This window comes from Flavobacterium sp. 2, from assembly GCF_049949195.1.
In the GTDB taxonomy this organism is placed as follows: Bacteria; Bacteroidota; Bacteroidia; order Flavobacteriales; family Flavobacteriaceae; genus Flavobacterium.
The window spans coordinates 3195248-3216335 of record NZ_CP188206.1; the positions used below are offsets into that span (position 1 = coordinate 3195248).

Annotated in this window: 12 protein-coding genes; 6 read left to right on the top strand and 6 right to left on the bottom strand. The window is 35.4% G+C overall.

Annotated elements, in window-relative coordinates:
* Nucleotides 1-150 precede the first annotated feature (150 nt).
* Nucleotides 151-5493 carry a fibronectin type III domain-containing protein gene (locus ACNFIH_RS13680; RefSeq protein ID WP_426483571.1) on the top strand — a complete coding sequence of 1781 codons (5343 nt, stop codon included), beginning with the start codon at nt 151-153 and terminating at the stop codon, nt 5491-5493.
* A gap of 474 nt (nt 5494-5967) precedes the next feature.
* Complete coding sequence (locus ACNFIH_RS13685) at nt 5968-9708, top strand: T9SS sorting signal type C domain-containing protein (protein WP_426483572.1); 3741 nt, start codon at nt 5968-5970, stop codon at nt 9706-9708.
* Nucleotides 9709-9778: 70 nt separating this feature from the next.
* Here ACNFIH_RS13685 and ACNFIH_RS13690 read toward each other — a convergent pair whose 3' ends face one another.
* The 5 genes from ACNFIH_RS13690 to ACNFIH_RS13710 form a co-directional block, all read right to left on the bottom strand.
* Nucleotides 9779-10645: a cupin-like domain-containing protein gene (locus ACNFIH_RS13690; RefSeq protein WP_426483573.1), complete on the bottom strand. Its 867-nt coding sequence runs from the start codon at nt 10643-10645 to the stop codon at nt 9779-9781.
* An 81-nt stretch (nt 10646-10726) separates the two neighbouring features.
* Entirely contained in the window at nt 10727-11815 is a 1089-nt protein-coding gene (bioB, locus tag ACNFIH_RS13695; protein ID WP_035652916.1) for a biotin synthase BioB, read from the bottom strand.
* Between the two features lie 172 nt (nt 11816-11987).
* Nucleotides 11988-12425: a hypothetical protein gene (locus tag ACNFIH_RS13700; RefSeq protein ID WP_035652919.1), complete on the bottom strand. Its 438-nt coding sequence runs from the start codon at nt 12423-12425 to the stop codon at nt 11988-11990.
* A gap of 164 nt (nt 12426-12589) precedes the next feature.
* Nucleotides 12590-13237 carry a hypothetical protein gene (locus ACNFIH_RS13705; protein ID WP_426483574.1) on the bottom strand — a complete coding sequence of 216 codons (648 nt, stop codon included), beginning with the start codon at nt 13235-13237 and terminating at the stop codon, nt 12590-12592.
* 14 nt (nt 13238-13251) lie between these two features.
* Nucleotides 13252-14181, bottom strand: a complete 930-nt coding sequence (locus ACNFIH_RS13710; protein ID WP_426483575.1) for a bifunctional riboflavin kinase/FAD synthetase — start codon at nt 14179-14181, stop codon at nt 13252-13254.
* 195 nt (nt 14182-14376) lie between these two features.
* On the opposite strand from ACNFIH_RS13710, the gene ACNFIH_RS13715 reads away from it, so the two are divergent.
* The gene (locus ACNFIH_RS13715) at nt 14377-17049 is read left to right on the top strand and encodes a reprolysin-like metallopeptidase (RefSeq protein WP_426483576.1); all 2673 of its coding nucleotides are present in this window, start codon (nt 14377-14379) and stop codon (nt 17047-17049) included.
* 71 nt (nt 17050-17120) lie between these two features.
* Here the strand turns inward: ACNFIH_RS13715 and ACNFIH_RS13720 are convergent, their stop codons facing one another.
* A complete protein-coding gene (locus ACNFIH_RS13720) occupies nt 17121-17804 on the bottom strand; it encodes a ComF family protein (RefSeq protein WP_426483577.1) in 684 nt (227 codons plus the stop codon).
* A 98-nt stretch (nt 17805-17902) separates the two neighbouring features.
* Here ACNFIH_RS13720 and ACNFIH_RS13725 point away from each other — a divergent pair, with 98 nt between their 5' ends.
* The 3 genes from ACNFIH_RS13725 to ACNFIH_RS13735 all read left to right on the top strand — a co-directional run bounded on the left by ACNFIH_RS13725 (nt 17903) and on the right by ACNFIH_RS13735 (nt 21012).
* Nucleotides 17903-19444 (top strand): glycine--tRNA ligase, encoded by a 1542-nt coding sequence (locus ACNFIH_RS13725; RefSeq protein ID WP_035652929.1) that lies wholly within the window; start codon nt 17903-17905, stop codon nt 19442-19444.
* Between the two features lie 253 nt (nt 19445-19697).
* A complete protein-coding gene (locus tag ACNFIH_RS13730) occupies nt 19698-20597 on the top strand; it encodes a LytR/AlgR family response regulator transcription factor (protein WP_426483578.1) in 900 nt (299 codons plus the stop codon).
* 178 nt (nt 20598-20775) lie between these two features.
* Nucleotides 20776-21012: a hypothetical protein gene (locus tag ACNFIH_RS13735; protein ID WP_426483579.1), complete on the top strand. Its 237-nt coding sequence runs from the start codon at nt 20776-20778 to the stop codon at nt 21010-21012.
* Nucleotides 21013-21088: the final 76 nt, after the last annotated feature.

Here is a 21088-nt window from a genome sequence, read left to right on the forward strand (position 1 = left end):
ATTTAAGGAACAGAATTACTTTTATACGACTTCTTTTTTCTCACTACTCAGGCCTGTTAATCAAGTTCCTGCAAATGTGGTATTTATTAATTGCAGAATAATTTTTCAGTTGAATCTGAATTTAATTTTTGTCATTTAAAATGCTACAGTATGAAAAGAACATTACTTATTTCGGTATTAGTTTGCCTTCCTGTTTTTCTTTTGGCACAAACTACAGCAACATTTACATTAGGAGGTACACAAACATTTGTTAGTCCAGCAGGAGTTACGAGTATTACAGTGCAGGCATGGGGTGCCGGTGGAGCTGGAGGAAGCTCAACAAACCCAGGTTTTAATGGTGCATATGCTGGTTCAGGTGGTGGAGGTGGTGCTTTTGCAAGTTCTGTTCCTTTGACTATCACTTCAGGAGAAACTTTGACCGTTAATGTGGGTGTTGGCGGAAAAGGTGTAGCCAGTGCAAATGGTGGTGCAGGTGGATCATCTGGAATAACAGGATACTCTATTTTGGCAGAAGGTGGAAAAGGAGGTTTGGTAAATAACGGAAGTTTGGTTTTAGGTGGAGCTGCAGGACTTGCTGCAAATTCTACAGGAGCAACAAGAATTTCTGGTACTGCAGGAGGAAATGGCGAGTTCGGATTTACTGACGACACAGGTTCAATTATTAGTTCTGGTGCCGGAGGAAATGGAGCCAATGGAGGAGGAACTGGTGGAGCTGGTATTGCAACGGCTTTTACTTCGAGTGTTGGAAACGCTGGAAACGCTCCGGGAGGTGGAGGAAGCGGAGGAAGATCTTCTTTTTTAGCAGCAGCAAGACGCGGAGGCGATGGTGGTGATGGAAAAGTTACTATAACTTATAACTGCCCTACTTATAGTTTGACCAACACAACGGCAACAGCTGTAAATGTTTGTTCTGGAGATGCTTCTGAAGTAACATTGACAGGAAATTTGCCTATTGGACTCTACTCTGTTTCATATAATATTCAGGGCGCCGCTCAAACTCCAGTTTCTATGAAAGTGACGACAGCAGGAACAGGAAGTTTTATTGCTTCAGGTTTTACTACCGTAGGAACAAGAACGATTGTAATAACTGCTTTATCATCAGGATCAAGTTCTGTAGCTTCTGAAAACTGTACTTCAACAATTAATACAGGTAATTTCACAACTGTTACAGTAAATTCATCAGGAACTGCTCCAGTAGCGACTGCAGGAACTAATGCTACTTGTAATCAAATTACAGCAAATTGGCAAGCTGTTGCAGGAACAGTTTATTATGAACTTGATGTTTCTACAGCAAGCAATTTTTCTAGTTTTGTGACTGGTTATAATGCTTTGAATGTAGGTAATGTATTAACTTATAATATTACAGGCTTAACAAATAATACTTATTATTATAGAGTTAGAGCGTATAACGGAAATTGTATTAGTGCTAATTCTAATACCATAACTTATGCAACGGCTGTAACGCCTGGGACAGTAACTTCTTTAACGGGAACAGGCGCAATTTGTACTGAATTTATTGCACGTTGGAATGCATTGACAGCCGCAACAAGTTATTTATTGGATGTTTCTACTACGTCTACTTTTAATGCGGGAACTTTTGTGGGGAGTTATAATTCTTTAGATGTAGGTAATGTAACAACATATGATGTTGTAGGTTTGAACGCTAACACACAATACTATTATAGAGTAAAAGCAAAAAATGGTTGTGGGCAGAGCGTAAATTATTCAGCAGTTCAACCCGTTACAACCTCGAATACTCTTCCTGGAGATGTAACGTCCAATACGGCTAACAATATTCTTTGTAATTCATTTAATGCTAGATGGAATTCGACAACACAGGCATCTAATTACTTGTTGGATGTTTCAACGTCATCAACTTTTGCAAGTTTCTTACCGGGGTATCAATCTTTAGATGTAGATAATGTTAATGTTTATACAGTTACGGGATTAAACGGTGGTACACAATATTATTATAGATTGAAAGCAAAGAATGGATGTGGTGTAAGTGCAAATTATTCAGTAACTAGGATGGTAACAACTTCAAATGCAGCTCCTACAGCTCCTGTATTGTCAATTTCCTCGGCCTTATGTAACCAAATCGCTGTGACTTGGACGGCTCCTAATGGAACACTAACCTATACAGTTCAAATGTCAACATCTAATACTTTTCCAGCAACTACAGCAACTCAGACAGTAACTGGGCTTACAGCTACTAATTATACTTTTACAGGCTTAACTTCTGGGCAAACTTATTATTTTAGAGTTTATGCAAAAAATGGATGCGTAGCAGGAAATGGAACTGTTTCTACTACAGTTACAAGTGCTACTTTAACACCGACGGTGGCACCAACAATCAGTCAAGATGGAGCATTAACATTTTGTCAGATAGATGGAGTGAATCTTACTTCTAGCACAGCTCCACCTGGTTATGGTTATCTTTGGTCAACTGGAGCAACCGGTTCAAGTATTTTTGTAACTGCTGCGGGTAGTTATACGGTTCAATTTACAAGAGCTGGTGGTTGTAATAGTGCTTCATCAGCTGCTAAAGTAGTTGTAGTTGAGGATTTACCAACAGCAACAACACCAAGTGGAGCTGTAACAATTTGTTCAAATGGTTCAGCAACGGTAAGTGGAGCATCGGCTTCTAACGGAACTATTAAATGGACTTTTAGTGGAGGTTCAGGAACCTTAACAGGAGATACTTCCCTTACTCCAACTTATACTCCAACATTAGGAGGTGCAGCGCGAACCGTTATTTTAACGATGACAGTAACCAGTAATAATACATGTGCACCACAAATTGCCACTGCTACTTATACAATAAATATTCAGGCAGCACCAACAGCATCAATTACGGGATCTAAAATTATTTGTTCCAATGGTTCAGCTACAGTTGGAGCGGGAGAAGCAAATGCTGCAAATGGTACAGTTTCCTGGACACACGACGGACTTGGAACACTTTCAAATAGTACAACTTTGACGCCAACTTATACCGCAGTGGCTGGTGATGCAGGTAAACAAGTTACTTTAACACTAAATGTAACAGCTTCCCCAGCTTGTGCAACAGCTTACACCGTGTCTGATGTTTATACTATTGCTGTTCGTCCGGAAAATACGGTAACTGCAGCTTCATCATCACCTGTTTTGTGTGTGAATACTTTGATGCCAAATATTACGCATACAACAACAGGAGCAACAGGAATAGGAACTCCGTCAGGTTTGCCGACAGGGGTTACTGCCTCATGGGCTTCAAATACTATTACAATCAGTGGTACTCCAAGTAATACAGGAACATTTAATTACAGTATACCTTTAACAGGAGGTTGCGGAACATACAATGCCACTGGAACTATAGTCGTAAATTTAAACACTGCTGGAACAGCATCTTCTTCTCCAACAGTTTGCAGTCATACTGTAATGACAGATATCACACATACAACAACTGGCGCAACAGGTATTGGTTCGCCTAGTGGTTTGCCGCCCGGAATAACAGCAAACTGGTCTTCAAATACTATTACCATCAGCGGAACACCAACAAATGTTGGAACTTACAATTATACTATTCCGTTAATCGGCGGTTGCGGAACAGTTAATGCTACCGGAACTATAACAGTCAATCCTTTGCCTGTAACTCCTGGTTTAGGAACTATTGTTCAGCCGACCTGTGCTAATCAAAAAGGTAGCATAACATTACAAGGTTTGCTTTCGGGAGTAAATTGGACTATTACTCAAACAGGAACAGTTTCGCAGACTTATAATACGACTGATACAGATTTTACAATTTTAAATTTAATTCCGGGAACTTATAATTTTACAGTTCATGAGGGTGCTAATTGTCCATCAATGGCAACTGTAAATGTTGAAATTAAAGCACCAGTAACAAATATTTGGAGCGGTAGTTGGTCAAATGGAAATCCAGTTAGTACAGATATAATTGAATTTGCAGCTGATTATCAATCAACAGGTGATTTAAGCGGATGTTCTTGTAAAGTAGATGCCGGAAAAAAAGTTACCATTAATTCTGGTCATACCTTGACAATCGAAAATGATGTTGTTGTTGAATCTGCTAGTGGCGCATTATTGACATTTGAAGATAGTGCAAGCCTTATCCAAGTGAATAATGTAGCTAATACCGGAAGTATAATTTATAAACGTAATAGCATCCCAATTCGTCAGGCTGATTATGTTTATTGGTCTACACCTGTGCAAGGTCAAACTCTTGGTGGCGTTTCACCAGCGACTTATATTGATAAATATTTAGCCTACAATGGTTCACAATGGGTAGCTGTGCCAAGAGCAACTGTAATGACTATTGGTAAAGGTTATATTATTCGCGGACCAGAAAATTATTCAAACACTGTTCGAACTGCCTTTACTGCTTCTTTTAAAGGAGTGCCAAATAATGGTGATATAAATGGTGAAGTTGTAAGTGCAGGTAAATATTATTTAGTTGGAAATCCATATCCTTCAGCACTGGATGCTGATGATTTTATTAATGCCAATAGCATTTTAGAAGGAACGCTGTATTTTTGGACACATAATACTCCTGTCGTTTTAGGCGGTGCATACCAATATGCGACAGATGATTATGCAACTTATAATTTGAGTGGAGGTGTTGGAACTGCTGCTGCTCCATCAGGTACCCAAGCTCCAGGTAATAATGCAAGTGTTCCAAGTGGTCAAATTGCAGCTGGACAATCTTTCTTTGCAGAAATGTCGGGTTCTGGAACAATTAAGTTTAATAATTTAATGCGAAATGGGGGCAATAATAATGGTCAGTTTTTTAAACCGAAAAACAACTCAAAAGCTAACGCTTCCGAAAAACACCGTGTATGGCTGAATATGACTAATGAAGGAGGAGCTTTCAAACAATTAATGGTTGGATATATTCAGGGAGCTAGTAATGATTTCGAAAAAAAATATGATGGTGTAACTTTTGATGGAAATAAATATATTGATTTTTATAGTGTAAATAATGAAAAACATCTTGCAATTCAAGGGCGTGCACTGCCATTTTTAGATATTGATTTGGTTCCTTTGGGATATCGAACTACAATTGCTGGAGAATTTACAGTCTCAATAAGTCAGGTAGATGGTAATATGAAAGATCAGGCAATATATTTAGAAGATAAAATGACGGGAAAAATTCATGATTTGCGCGAGAGCAATTATACATTTAAAACAGAAGCAGGAACTTTTACAGACCGTCTCGTATTACGCTATACTAATAAATCTTTAGGTACACCTGATGTTCAAAATACAGATAGTAAAGTTTTAATTGCAGTAAAAGATAAAGTAATCAAAATCACTTCGACAGTTGAAATACTTGAAAAAGTCTACATTTTTGATGTTTCGGGAAAACTTCTCTATGAGAAATTGAATATTGATGAAAAGGAATTACAAATTGATAACCTTCAGGCATCTAATCAGGTCTTATTGATAAAAGTTGCTCTTGAAAACGGAAGTATAACAAATTCGAAAGTTATTTTTTAAAAAACTAAAAGTTATTTTGGTAAAGAATCCATTCCATATCCGGAGTGGATTTTTTGCGTTTAGAGGAATGCATAAAATTAAAATGAAGCTTTAACATCTTACAATTCTTTTTTTAGAATTTGAATAATTTGTAAGTGCGAAATGTTAAAGTGCTGATTTCTAAGTTAAAATTTTTAATTGATGTAAATAAAATCGTACCTTGTTGTTGTTTTGATTCGACAAACAACATAAAAGCCCGTTGTAATACGATTTTTAGTTACTTCTGCAGAAAACTAATCAAGTTTTTTATTTGCCAAAATTTCGATAATTAATTTAATTCCTCGTTTTGAAAACGCGAGCCAGTGGCTTTTGTTTTCGAAATTCGATGTACATTTCTGTATATAAATTTGTATTCAGGCTTGGTTTGAGGTTTTAAAAAGTTGGAGATAATTCTAATATCCGCAAAAATCTTTTTTTAATTTAAAATGCCGGTGTATGAAAAAAATTCTACTTAGATCACTACTTGCTTCGATTTATTTAAAACAGCAAAATATGCATGTTTGGATAAAAAAAATACAGTTTTTTGGGCTGATGTTGTTTTTTTGTAACTCATTGTGGGCACAGCCACCACACACTTATTTATCAGATGGTTGTTTGTATGTTCCTGCTGGAGTCACTTCAATGACTGTTGAGGCATGGGGTGCAGGAGGTTCAGGAGGAGGAGCAAAAGAATCTATTTTAAATGGTCGAAGTGGCGGTGGCGGTGGCGGCGGTGCTTATGTAAAAGGAAAAATTACAACAGTGGCAGGATTGACATTAGCAATAAAAGTTGCTGGCCTCACAGCTGTTGGAGCTGCAGGTGGAAATACTACTATTACAGGATATGAAACTATTCTTTTTGCTGCAGGTGGAAAAGCAGGTATTGAAAATAATTCTGGAGGAACTCCTGCAGGTGGTAATGGTGGATTAGATACTGATTCATATGGTTCAATCACAAAAACTTCAGGTACAAATGGTGGCGCTGGAAGTACAGGTGCTATAGGATTATTGCAAGGATCTGGCGCTGGAGGCAAAGGTGGTGGTGCCGCCGGAGGCAATGGAGGAGCAGGTATTCAAAGTGTAGTTTTAGGAAATGCACCAGGTAATAACGGATCACCACCGGGTGGTGGCGGTGGCGGGGCAATGAATTCATTAATTGGTATTATTTTGGGAGGCCCGCAAGCAGGAGGAACTGGTGGAGCTGGTCAAATGATCATAAGTTATACATGTCCAACATATAATATTACAGGAGTATCTGCTTCTCCTGGATGTACATCATCTGGAAATTCTACTATTACACTTACTTCATCCCAAACTTCTCTGCCTATTGGAGTTTATAACGTAACCTATAATCTTACGAATCCAACAAGTAATGGGCTAACAACTACAATGACTGTAACTACAGCAGGTACAGGAAGCTTTATATTATCAGGCTTTAATACTGCTACTACCAGAGATATTACAATTAGTAGATTGACATCTGGAGCTTGTTTTGCAGATATAACTTCAAATAATACGGCAAGTATTGTCATTTCTTCACCATCTGTTGGGGGAACTGTTGGAGGAGGAACAACAATCTGCAGCGGTTCACCAAGTGGTGTCTTAACTTTGACTGGAAATACAGGAGCTGTTTTGAATTGGGAATCTTCAGTTAGTCCATTTTCTGTTTGGACTCCAATTTCAAATACATTGACTACTTATACTTCAGGGACGTTGACACAAACCACACAATTTAGAGCTGTAGTGCAAAATGGGGCATGTTCTTCGGCAAGTTCTGTTGCAACTACTGTTACGGTCAATCCAACTCCAATACCAACTTTTTCTGTTCAGCCAGCTTCTTCTGTTTGCGTTAATACAGATGTTACTTATACAACTCAATCCGGGCAAACAAATTATATTTGGAATGTTCCTGGAACTGTAGGAACCGATTATACTATTATTTCTGGCGGAATTGCACTGACGGACAATACCGTCACATTGCAATGGCTGACTAGCGGAAATAAAACGGTTACAACCAAATATTCCTCAAATGGCTGTCCTGCAGTCATAAATGCCAGTAATACAACAACAGTAACAAAAACGGATCGTGGCACAGTAAACGGAGGAACACATATTTGCCAAGGAAGCCCAAGTCCTTTATTAACATTCAACAATTATGTAGGTACAATTGTGAGATGGGAATATGCTGAAGCAATACCTTATGTTTGGCAACCAATTAGTCATACCGGAGTTACTTATCAACCTGGAGTATTAACAACAAGTACTAGTTATAGGGCTGTTGTTAAAAATGGAACGTGCCCTGAAGAATTTGCAATAGAAACTAGAATTGATGTAGATCCTATTCCGCCAACACCAACTATTTCAAGTTTTGTGCAGCCCAATTGTACTGTTCCTACCGGAAGTATTGTATTGACAGGATTGCCAGGTTCAGGTAATATTTTGCAATCAGATGGTGTAGTTATTTCTCCTCGTCCTTACTCTGGAAATTCAATAACTATTTCAGGATTGATTCCCGGCAAATACAAATTTGCAATCGATAATAACTGCTCGATAATATATTCGAATGAGATTACAATACAAGCAAATACATGGAACGGAACAAATTGGTCATACGGAACTGCACCAACAATAGACAACCTTGTAGATTTTCAGGAAGATTACAATGTAAGTGCTGATGTAAATGCCTGTTCTTGTACAATAAGCAATGATGCTGCGGTTATGATTCAGCATGGAAAAACGTTAAATGTAGTAAATGGAGTTCATGTTGATTATGGCACTTTGACTTTTGCTGATGGAGCAAGTTTGTTGCAGACAAGCCCTGATAATAATTTGAATACCGGAGTTATTAAATACAAAAGAAACAGTCAGCCCATTCGTCAGGCAGATTTTGTTTATTGGTCATCACCAGTTAAAAATCAGCGGTTAGTTGATGTTTCTAATCTAACGGCAGATGATAAATATTTTAGCTTTGATGGAACAAAATGGGTAGGAGTTCCTAAAACAAGCGTAATGATAACCGGAAAAGGATATATTATACGCGGACCTGAGAATTTTTCTAATACGGTTCGATATCCTTTTGCTACAACTTTTATAGGAGTGCCGAATAACGGAGATATTACGGGCGAAACAGTAAATGCAGAGAAATTTTATTTGATAGGAAATCCATATCCATCAGCTTTGCATGCCGATGATTTTATAAACGGGAATTCAGTTCTTGAGGGAACTCTGTATTTCTGGACACATAATACCCCAGTCGTTTTGGGAGGAGCTTATCAATACGCAACTGACGATTATGCAACTTATAATTTATCAGGAGGTGTTGGTACCAGTTCATCAGCTCCTTCAGGGAATAATTCTGGTAATAATAACGCCCCGCCTTCTGGTGATATAGCTGCTGGACAGTCCTTTTTTGCAGGAACAGTTGCATCTGGTACAATTGTTTTTAACAATTCAATGCGAAGAGGAGGAAATACCAATTCTCAATTTTATAAATTCGATAAGGAGTCTAAAGAATCAGCACTTGAAAAAAACAGGATTTGGTTAAATATGACCAATACCGAAGGGGCTTACAAACAATTGATGGTTGGATATATTCAGGGAGCTACGGATGAATACGACAGAAGATATGACGGAAATAGTTTCGATGGAAATAAATATCTGGATTTTTATAGCATAAATAAAGAACATAAACTTGCAATTCAAGGACGTGGACTGCCTTTTAAAAATACTGATGCTGTTCCGTTAGGATATCGTACTACAATTGCAGGCGATTTTACGATTTCAATATATCAAGTAGATGGCTCGCTTACTGTACAGCCTATTTATTTAGAAGATAAGATGCTAAATAAAATTCAAGACCTGCGTGCAGGCAATTATACATTTAAAACTGAAATCGGAACTTTCTCAGATCGATTCGTACTGAGATACACCGATAAATCTTTAGGTATTGACGAGGTTGCGAATGATGAAAATAAGATATCGGTTTTAATAAAATCAAACGACATGAAAGTAATATCAACTAAAGAAGCAATAAGTCAAGTCGCAGTTTTTGATCTTTCCGGAAGACTTCTTTTTGAGAAGAAAGACATTAATGCAACAGAATTGCAAATATTGAATTTCCGCTCTGCCAATCAGGTTTTACTGGTAAAAGTGACTTTAGAAAACGGAAATATAACAACTAAAAAAGTTGCCTTTTAATAATTATGGAGAATAAAAAAAGCAGTTAGAGTTTGATTCTTTAACTGCTTTTTTTATTTCTAAATCATTTTTATGCACTCTTTCGGAGATTCTCATGCGTATTTGTGATTGCTTTTTCATTCTTATAATCAATCCATTTCTGTCCTTTAAATTTTCGCATTAAAATATCAAAATAACGCATAATAAAAACATTGTAAGCTGCTTTTGATAAGTTGCCAATATTTTTTGGAAAAGAACGCAGGCTCATAGAAAAACCTGGAGTTAAATATTTCATGTAATGCCAATATCCTTCGGGCATATAAAGCATTTCCCCATGTTTCAAATTAGTGATATAACCTTCGGCATTTTTTAACGCCGGAAATTTTTCATAATCAGGATTGTCAAAATCAATATCTTCTCTCGAAATCAAGGCATGAGGAACCTTGTACATATATTTGGATTGATCTGGAGGAAAAAGCATGCACTGCTTTTCTCCATGAAAATGAAAATGCAGAATATTCGAATAATCAATATCAAAATGCATAAAGACTTTCGAGTTTTCTCCGCCAAAAAACAACATTGGCATTTGCTTGACTAATCTTAAGCCAATTTCAGGCCATTTAAAGTCATTATTTAACGCAGGAACTTCTTTCATGAAATTATAAAGGAAGATTCGGTAATTGGTCGGTTTTGATTCTAAAAGAGCGATATAATCACTCATTTTCATTTTCAGATGTGCTTCATTGAAACCTTCTTCATGATTGACAGGTCTGTTATCATACAATGGTACTGTAATGTCGCCTGCTATTTCATTGATGTAGGAAAATTTCCATTTTTCATAAGCAGGCCAATCTTCAGTGAGTTGCTCAACAACAACGGGGATTTGTTTTTTTACATATTGGGAAATAAAATCAGTTTTGGAGATTTTTTTTACCCTTTCAATTTGTTTTAACTTCATCTTTCTAAATAAAAAAATTGCTTATAACTCAGAGTCATAAGCAATTTATGTGTATTTATTAAGATGGATGAACTCTAAAAATTAAATTTTTGATTTAATCGAATGTTCAACGTTTCTTTCAATTGTGTGTCCTGGTCTAGACCATTTTGGTTTTTCGCCAAGTGGAGCAAATTGTGAATCTTCTGCTTCAACTGTTTTTGGCTGCGAAACTTTTGTAAATGGTTTTTGAGGATTCAAACCTAAAAGTTCAAACATTTTCATGTCTTCATGAACATCAGGATTTGGTGTTGTAAGCAATTTGTCTCCGGCAAAAATTGAATTTGCCCCAGCAAAAAAGCACATTGCTTGTCCTTCGCGACTCATATTTGTTCTTCCTGCAGATAAACGAACCTGAGTTTCTGGCATTACGATTCTGGTTGTAGCAACCATACGAATCATTTCCCAGATTTCAACCGGTTTTTCGTCTTCCATCGGCGTTCCTTCAACTGCTACTAAAGCATTAATTGGCACTGATTCTGGCTGCGGATTTAAAGTTGAAAGCGCAACAAGCATTCCTGCTCGGTCTTCAATACTTTCTCCCATTCCGATAATTCCTCCACTGCAAACCGTTACATTAGTTTTACGAACATTTTCGATGGTTTCTAAACGATCTTCAAATGCACGTGTCGAAATAACATCTTTATAATAATCTTCAGAAGTATCTAAATTATGATTGTAAGCATATAAACCAGCTTCTGCCAAACGTTGTGCTTGGTTTTCAGTAATCATTCCAAGTGTACAGCAAACTTCCATATCAAGTTTGTTAATAGTACGCACCATTTCTAACACCTGATCAAATTCTTCGCCGTCTTTTACATTTCTCCAGGCAGCTCCCATACAAACACGAGAAGATCCATTTGATTTTGCACGCAAAGCCTGAGCTTTAACCTGACTTACACTCATTAGATCATTTCCTTCAACTCCTGTGTTGTAACGTGCCGCTTGCGGGCAGTAACCACAGTCTTCAGGACAGCCTCCGGTTTTGATTGATAATAATGTAGATACCTGAACAACGTTCGGATCGTGTTTTTGCCTGTGGATACTTGCAGCTTCATAAAGAAGATCCATCATAGGCTTGTTATATATGGCGATTATCTCGTCTTTGGTCCAATTGTGTTTTGTAATGCTCATTGATACATTGTTTTTGAAGCTTCAAAAGTAGTTAAATTGTTCTAATCAACCAATGATGTATTCTGCAAATGAATATATGGTAACTATTTTCAAAAAAGAAACACCCTAAAATCATTAAAATATCTAATTCTATGATTTTAGGGTGCTAAAATGTTTGATTTATTTTGAAATATTAATCGGCAGCATATTTATTGTTCCAATAGAGCATCATCATTAAAGTAACAATGACCGAAGAAGCAACGCCTTCAAAAAGCAGGCAAATACAATATGTTGGAACTGAAGGATTTCCTCCAAACATAAAAGTCTCAGATAAGGTTTTTACATAGGCATCTCCGCCTCGTGCATAGCTATAAACTAATAATCCGAAAACACTCATTGACACGCCAACTACTGAAGTTGCCATGGCAGAAACGGCATTCGACACAAAATTGGTTTCTCCTTCACGCAAGTTCATTTGCATGGTTCTGTTCACGCCATAAAAGATAAAAAAGACATTTAGGGTACGTAAATAAAACAAATTTGCTAGTCCTAATACATTCATCAACAAAAAATAAATGCCTATTCCGAGAAATATCAGAAACCCGTTGGTAATTTCTTTAGGTAATTTCATAGTGGTTATTTTTAAAGAAGTTAATAGTAAATGTTTGGAAAACAATGTTCTATATCAAATTTACTAAAAAAATAACTACGATGATTTAAAAAGGCCGAAAAGTATTTCTTTGTAAGTTTTAAATTTGGTAATCTTGAATTGTTGTAGTAATGCTCTTAGTGTTTTTACAAAAATTTTGGATTGATTTTATATAAGCTACTATAAATCTTTCCGTTTTCGATTATTTGGAATTCGGGCATATAGCAGACAAGTGTAATTATCGTTATAATAAATATAAATATTGTAATTATATCAAACGGAATTGGATAACGCTTGCTGTTAAAAGTATAATAAGGTCTTTTTTTGAAGAATTGTACTATTATGCAAATAGGAATCATTGGAATGAATAAATATCCAAAGAAATAAATTACTAATCCGCGATTTGTTTCTGCTTTGGCAAAATCGAGATAATCATAATTGTTTTTGGATAAAGAGTGAATTTTAGTCAAACTTCTGGAAATGTCTAATGTATCGCCAGATTTAATATTTTGAATAAAATTGTTGTAGCGCAAAAAATTATAGTCGATACTTTCAATTCTATACTCGCGATTATCTCCTTTGAAATTTAATTTTACGAAATAATGCGTTGTTTTTCCATGATTTTCATGATCAAAAACAGGATTGGTACTTAGAATTACAGTTTCTTTTACAAAATTTTCTTGTGAAGTATTAATCTTATTTCCAGGGAAAATTAGAGAAGCAAATACAATAATTGAAGAAACTATTAACCCAGTTCTAAATTGTTTTTTAGTTTCTAACCATTCATCATACATCTTCTTGCAGATTTTTAAAGCTGGCTAATAAATGCTTTCGCATTAATTTTATCCTGATTTAATTGTTCTTTCAACAAATCGACTGAACCAAATTTTTGTTCTTCACGCAAATATTTCAATAAAGAAACTTCAATCTGTTTTCCGTAAATGTCTTCATCAAAATCAAAAAGATTGATTTCAATAGTTTGTTTTTGACCATTTACTGTTGGATTAAATCCAATATTCATCATTCCGAAAACTTCTTTTTGATCAACGATTGCTTTTACGGCATAAACTCCGATTTTCGGAATTAATTTGTAATCTTCTTCAATTTGAATATTTGCAGTCGGAAAACCAATCGTTCTTCCTAATTGCTTTCCTTTTACTACTTCTCCAGATAAAAAATAGTCATATCCCAGATAATCATTGGCCAAAGTCATATTTCCTTCGTCCAACGCTTTTCTGATTTTAGTAGAACTTACAGAAACATCCTGAATTTCCTGAGCTGAAATTTGCTCAACCTCAAAACCATATTCGGCACCAAAAGCAATTAAATCATCAATATTGGCAGTTCTGTTTCTTCCAAAGCGGTGATCATGTCCAATAATTATTTTCTGAATCTGAAATTGATCAACTAAAATGGAATGCACAAACTCTTCGGCTGTAAGTCGTGAAAAACTTTCGTTAAACGGATGAATAATAAGATTTTCAATTCCTGTTGCTTCTAGCAGTTTTGTTTTTTCAGCAATTGTATTTAAAAGTTTTATTTCTGATTTTTCTTGCAAAACCATTCTTGGATGCGGAAAAAAAGTAAGCACTAAACTTTCATATTTGCCATTTTCAGTATTCTGCGTAATTCGTTCGAGAATTTTTTTATGACCAATATGCACGCCATCAAAGGTACCAAGCGTTAAAATAGTTTTCTTGGTTGAATGGAAATCGTTTATAGAATGAAAGAGCTTCAAAACAAATAATTTAAGATGCTGCAAATTTATACTATCTATTTTGAATTTGGCACCAAGCCGAATTGATTTTTTTGAACTAACATTACTTCTTTTTGTGAAAATCGGCCAACTCGTCGACTAAAAAACGTTAATTGTCGTTTATATGTAAGAATTTGATTTAATTAAATTAATTTTGATACATCAACGCCCACAAATATGAAAAAACAATTACTCTTTTTATTTTTTACTTTTTACTGCGCTATTTTAAATGCCCAAAACAATGAATTGTGGCAAAAAGTAAGCGCAAATTCTGTGTTGAGTAAAAGAATAAATACTTCAGACGCTGATAAATTATACTATAAATTAAATTCAGAACGTCTTCAGATTCAACTGGCTTCAGCGACAGGCAAAGGTTCAAAAAGCAACACTGCAGAAATCACAATTCCAAATACTTCCGGAACTTTAGAACGTTTCATTGTTTGGGAATCTTCGAATTTTGAACCGGAACTTCAGGCTAAATACCCAGAAATCAGAGCGTATGAAGGAAGTGGTTTAGACGATAAAGCCGCTAAAGTACATTTTAGTGTTTCACCACTTGGATTTCAGACAATGGTATTTCGTGCCAACAAATCAACTGAATTTATCGAAGAAAATCCAGATGATAAAACCGAATATGTTTTGTTTGCAAAAAATACTTCGACTTCAAAAAGACTTGTTTGTAAGACTGATGAGGTAGTTTCAAATCAAAATATTAGCGGGAAAACAGCAAAAGAGGCATCAAGTGCAAAAATTTTCAAAACAATGCGTCTCGCTTTGTCATGTACAGCAGAATATACAGCTTATTTTGGAGGAACAAAAGCACTTGCGCTTGCAGGAATGAATGCAACAATGACTCGTGTGAACGGTGTTTTCAATAAAGACTTGGCCGTAAAATTAGTTTTGATTGATAATAATGATGCCATAATTTATACTGATACACAGACGGACCCATATTCTGCAGCTAAAGAAGGAGCTGATGGTGCATGGAATCAAGAAGTTCAGACTACTTTGACAAATGTTATTGGAAATGCAAATTATGATATAGGACATTTATTTGGTGCTTCTGGTGGTGGCGGTAATGCCGGCTGCATTGGGTGTGTTTGTACAAACCCGACGACAAATGTTCCTTTAGGAAAAGGAAGTGCATATACATCACCATCTGATGCAAAACCACAAGGAGATACTTTTGATATTGACTTTGTTGCGCACGAATTTGGTCATCAATTAGGAGCAAATCACACTTTTTCCTATGATTCTGAAGAAAGAACAAGTGTAAATGTTGAACCAGGAAGTGGTTCGACGATTATGGCTTATGCAGGAGTCACTGGTGATTATGATATTCAGAATACTTCTGACGATTATTTTGCTTATGTTAGTATCAGACAAATTCAAAATACTTTGGCAAATAAAAGCTGTCCGGTAAATACCGCAATTTTAAATAATCCACCAATAGTCGATGCTGGTAATGACTTCACAATTCCAATAAGTACCGCTTTTGTCTTAACTGGAACAGGTTCTGATCCCGAAGGAGATTCAGTTACGTACACTTGGGAAGAAAATGATAATGCGATAACTACTTCAGGAAGTACAAGTATTGCTTATCCCACAAAACCTGACGGGCCTTTGTTTCGATCTGTAATTCCATCAACGAGTACAGTGCGTTATATGCCAAGTTATAATTCTGTTCTTCAAAACAAACTTACAACAACTTGGGAATCTGTTTCCTCAATTGCAAGAACATTGCATTTTACTTTAACAGGACGTGATAATGCAGCGCAAGGAACGGCGCAGACGTTTACAGATGACATGACTGTAAATGTTGTGTCAACTGCAGGACCTTTTGAAGTAACTTCTCATACAAATGACAATGTGAGCTGGTGGCAGGGATTATCTGAAACTGTAACGTGGAGTGTAAACAATACAAACACACTTGCAGGTTCATCAGTGGTTAATATTAAATTATCTATAGATGGAGGTTTAACATTTCCTATTATTTTGGCTTCAAATACACCAAATGATGGTTCTGAAACAATTGTGCTTCCGACAAGTGTTCCTTCATCAAAAAATTGCCGAATTTTGATTGAGCCAACAGGAAATATTTTTTATGCAATAAACAGTAAAGCATTTGCAGTTGGTTTTACATCGACTACAAGTTGTGATACTTATAGTTTTGGAAGTTCATTTTCGATTCCAAATACAACGACTTTTGTTACAAGAACGATTACTGTTCCTGCATCTGACGAAACGGTTACAGATGTAAATGTTTCTGTAAATATTACACACGATAAATTTTCTGACATTGAACTTCAAATAGTCAGCCCTGCCGGAACTGTTGTTCGATTGTTTAATAGAAACTGCGGATCGACAAAATCTACATTAGCAATGCAATTTGATGATTCCGGTGCCACTCTGAATTGTGGCATAACGACTGAACAAATTGTTTTGCCAATTGATGCTTTGAGTGTTTTTAATAATGAAAATGCGCAAGGAACCTGGACTTTCAGAGTTAGAGATGCTGTTGTTGGAAATTCCGGAATATTAAATTCAGCTTCAATCAATATCTGTGGACAAACGTACACTTTAGCAACACCAGATTTTGAAAGTATCGATTTTAGCCTTTATCCAAATCCGAACAAAGGAAATTTCACAATTCAGTTTGAAAGTCAGTCTGAAACAGGAGTTAAAGTTTTTGTACATGATATTTTAGGAAAAACAGTTTATTCAAAAACTTTTGAAACTTCTTCAAGTTTTAATCAAAACATTCAGTTGCCTAATAGCGCTGCAGGAGTTTATCTGGTAACGGTTATTGACGGAAATAGAAGAACAGTGAAAAAAATAATTGTGAATTAAAAATTCAAAAACTTCAAATAAAAAAATCCAAATTCCAAAAGCTAATCAATTGGAATTTGGATTTCTTCTTTTTATGAGTTCGCCATCGCCATACAAACAATACTAATTTTGGCGCCTGGAATTTTCAAAAGTGCTTTTGAGCAAGCTTCCAAAGTTGAGCCTGTTGTCAGGACATCATCAACAATTAAAAAATGTTTGTTGTGATTTTCTTTAGAGAATTTCACATCAAAAATGTTTTCTATGTTTTCAGTTCTTCCTAAAAGATTCTTTTTTGATTGTGTTTTAGAGTATTTCTTTCGAAACAAAACACTATCATCAAAAGTGAGATTTAATCCTTCTGAAAGTGCTTTTGCAAAAGTCGTGACTTGATTATAACCTCTTTCTTTAAATTTTTTTGGATGAAGCGGTACTGGAATAACAACTTCAAAAGGATTATCCAGTTTTAATTCTTTTAGATCTTCGGCATACCAGCTGCCTAAAACAGTGCCAATTTCTTCATGTCCTTTGTATTTCAAATTGTGGATCAATTCCTGAACAATTCCCTTTTTTATGAAATACAATAAAGCTGATGCATGCTGAATTTCAACTTTTCCATAAAATTTTTTAGTCGCTTCGTTTTCTGAATCAAGATGATATTGCGTCAGAGGCAATTCATGACGGCATTTAGAACAAAAAACAACTTCATTGGTCTGTAAAATTTGGCGGCATCCGGCACAAACTTTTGGAAAAAACAGATTTATTATAGATTTAAACACAAATAGAAAGAATTTAGTTACAAAACTAACGAAATTCAAACTCCAATCTTTATTATTTTTCTTTTTTTTAAAAGTACTTTTTATATTTTTGCATCACTATGGCAAAACAAGACGATTTATTTAAGAATGTGGTTTCGCACGCAAAAGAGTACGGATTTATTTTTCCGTCGAGCGAAGTATACGATGGATTGAGTGCAGTGTATGATTACGCACAAAATGGTGTCGAATTAAAAAAGAATATTAGAGAATATTGGTGGAAATCAATGGTTCAGATGAATGAAAATATTGTCGGTTTAGACGCGGCAATATTGATGCATCCAACAACCTGGAAAGCTTCAGGCCACGTTGATGCCTTCAATGATCCTTTGATTGACAATAAAGATTCTAAAAAAAGATATAGAGCTGATGTTTTAGTTGAAGATCATGCTGAAAAAATTAATCTGAAAGCTAAAAAAGAAATCGAAAAAGCTAAAGCACGTTTTGGAGATGCATTCAATGAAGAAGAATTTGTAACTACAAATGCTCGTGTTATTGAATATTTGGCTAAAGAAAGAGAAATCAGAGAGCGTTTAGGACGTTCTTTAGGTGCTGGAGATTTAGCCGATGTTAAAGCATTAATTGAAGAACTTGAAATTGCTGATCCTGAAACGGGTTCGAAAAACTGGACAGAGGTTAAGCAATTCAACTTGATGTTTGGAACAAAACTTGGTGCTTCTGCAGAAAATGCAATGGATTTATACTTGCGTCCGGAAACGGCACAAGGTATTTTCGTAAACTTTTTAAATGTTCAGAAATCGGGTCGTATGAAAGTTCCTTTTGGAATTGCTCAAACGGGTAAAGCGTTCAGAAATGAAATCGTTGCAAGACAATTTATTTTCCGTATGCGTGAATTCGAACAAATGGAAATGCAATTTTTTGTACGTCCAGGTGAAGAAATGAAATGGTACGAGCACTGGAAAACGACACGTTTAAACTGGCATTTATCTTTAGGATTAGGAAAAGAAAACTATCGTTTTCACGATCACGAAAAATTAGCGCATTACGCAAATGCAGCTGCAGATATTGAATTCAATTTCCCATTTGGTTTTAAAGAATTAGAAGGAATTCACTCTCGTACAGATTTCGACTTAAAAGCGCACGAAGAATATTCAGGAAGAAAACTGCAATACTTTGATCCTGAATTGAATGAAAACTATGTGCCATACGTAGTAGAAACTTCAGTTGGTTTAGATCGTATGTTTTTAGCTGTTTTTGCAACATCGTTGCAAGAAGAAACTTTAGAAGATGGTTCTACAAGAACAGTGCTGAAATTGCCTGCAGTTTTAGCGCCAACTAAAGCAGCGGTACTTCCATTAATTAAAAGAGATGGATTGCCAGAAGTTTCAAGAAAAATCATCGAAGATTTGAAATGGGATTTCAATGTTGCTTATGATGAAAAAGATGCAGTGGGTCGTCGTTACAGAAGACAAGATGCTCTTGGAACTCCTTTCTGTATCACAGTTGATCACCAAACTCTTGAAGACGAAACAGTAACAATTCGTCATAGAGATACAATGAAACAAGATCGCGTTAAGATTTCTGAATTAAAAGGAATTATTGAAAACGAAGTTTCGATGAAAAACTGGTTGATGAAAATGTAATTTTCTTAATTAACACTATATAGATCCCAAATTCCTCGCTGGAGTTTGGGATTTTTTTAATTTTGAAAAATGCATTTCATCGAACTTTTATGCATTTCATCTTTATGTATTAACATTTTAATGTAATGTGTTAACAATGAATTATTTGCGTAAATAAATTATGTAAATTTAATTGCGCATCATACATTAAAATTAGAAAATGAATTTGGAGGCGAAAAGCTTAGGTTCATTTTAAAAACTGCTTAAAACCAAATTGAAAAAATATTCCTACATTATAATTGACAATGACGCTGAGAGTGTTTTGAAAACCAGAATTGTTGCAGAAGGTTTTTCAGAATTGACTTTTATAGGATCGGCTACGAATTATCAGCAGGGATTAAATCTGGTTTTAGAGTATAAACCTTCTTTTGTTTTTTTAGAAATTGATTCTGAAAATTCTTCAGGCAATTTATCACTTGCTTTTGTTGGCGAACTTTACCGTTATTTGTCAGTTGTTCCAAAAATAATTGTTACAACTTTAAAAAAGGATCTGGCTTTTGACGCAATTCAATATGGCGTTTTTGATTATATTTTGAAACCTCTGACACATGTTGATCTTGTAAAAACACTTTTAAAACTAGAAAAGCTTGCAATAGAGTCAAAAACGCAAAAAAATGTCGAAGTTGAACCTTCGGTCGAGATTGTTAAAGAAAATCCTTTAGAGGCTCAAATAATGCCTTTAAAAGAAGAAATGAATACAATTAGCGTTGAGCAAGAAACTCCAATTGTTGTTAAAGAAGTCCAAGTACCTCAAATAATTGAACAACCACTTATACTTTGTATAAAATCGTACGGTGATTATCGCTATATGAATGCAGCCGATATTTGCTATTTTCAAGCAGATAATAATTCGACAGATATTTATTTAAATTCTGGTGAAATGGTGACGGCCTTTAAGACTTTAAAGCATTTTGAAAGTATTTTAGTACATCCTTTTATACGAATTCACAACAGTTATATCATCAATCAAAATTACATTTCCCGAATTCATAACGGAAACTCAGTTTGTTACATAAAAAACTCGCCTAAAAAGGTCCCTTTTTCCAAAACTTATAAAGCAAATGTAGATTTAATCATTGCAAATTTTTCCGCTGGAAATTACATAGAGGTCTAAATATTAAGTGTTTACATGAATTTGACGCCCAGTGACTATCATTTGGGCATGATCTACCATAAACTCCATTTTTCATGTAAATTTTTTTCGTTGACGGGTATAATTTTACACCAACGATTCGCAGAGAGCGGTCAGCCCCAAAAACAAAAAAATCAAAAAAAACTTAATACCTCAGATCATGAAAAAAACAGCTTTAACATTCGGATTATTTTCTTTAGTAATGGTTGCAACTTCTTTTGCAGCTCCAGAAAATCCAACTTATTTAGCAGATTCTGATACAATAATTGACGGCGGTGCGACAGGAAGAACAAAAAAACTTGATTTTCACGGAACAAACGATCAAACATTAAACAATAGCCAATCAAACTTTTCTAGTGTGAATCAAGCTTTTGGATCAGAAAAAAAAATAGATTAAACGTAAGTTTAGATGTGCAGAAAGGCTGTCAATTTATTGACGGCCTTTTTTTGTGTCTATAGTTTTATTATTTTTG

Coding starts and splice junctions, on each gene's coding strand:
- ACNFIH_RS13680 (WP_426483571.1), top strand. CDS start 151: ATGAAAAGAACATTACTTATTTCGGTATTAGTTTGCCTTCCTGTTTTT.
- ACNFIH_RS13685 (WP_426483572.1), top strand. CDS start 5,968: ATGAAAAAAATTCTACTTAGATCACTACTTGCTTCGATTTATTTAAAA.
- ACNFIH_RS13690 (WP_426483573.1), bottom strand. CDS start 10,645: ATGAAGTTAAAACAAATTGAAAGGGTAAAAAAAATCTCCAAAACTGAT.
- bioB (WP_035652916.1), bottom strand. CDS start 11,815: ATGAGCATTACAAAACACAATTGGACCAAAGACGAGATAATCGCCATA.
- ACNFIH_RS13700 (WP_035652919.1), bottom strand. CDS start 12,425: ATGAAATTACCTAAAGAAATTACCAACGGGTTTCTGATATTTCTCGGA.
- ACNFIH_RS13705 (WP_426483574.1), bottom strand. CDS start 13,237: ATGTATGATGAATGGTTAGAAACTAAAAAACAATTTAGAACTGGGTTA.
- ACNFIH_RS13715 (WP_426483576.1), top strand. CDS start 14,377: ATGAAAAAACAATTACTCTTTTTATTTTTTACTTTTTACTGCGCTATT.
- ACNFIH_RS13725 (WP_035652929.1), top strand. CDS start 17,903: ATGGCAAAACAAGACGATTTATTTAAGAATGTGGTTTCGCACGCAAAA.
- ACNFIH_RS13735 (WP_426483579.1), top strand. CDS start 20,776: ATGAAAAAAACAGCTTTAACATTCGGATTATTTTCTTTAGTAATGGTT.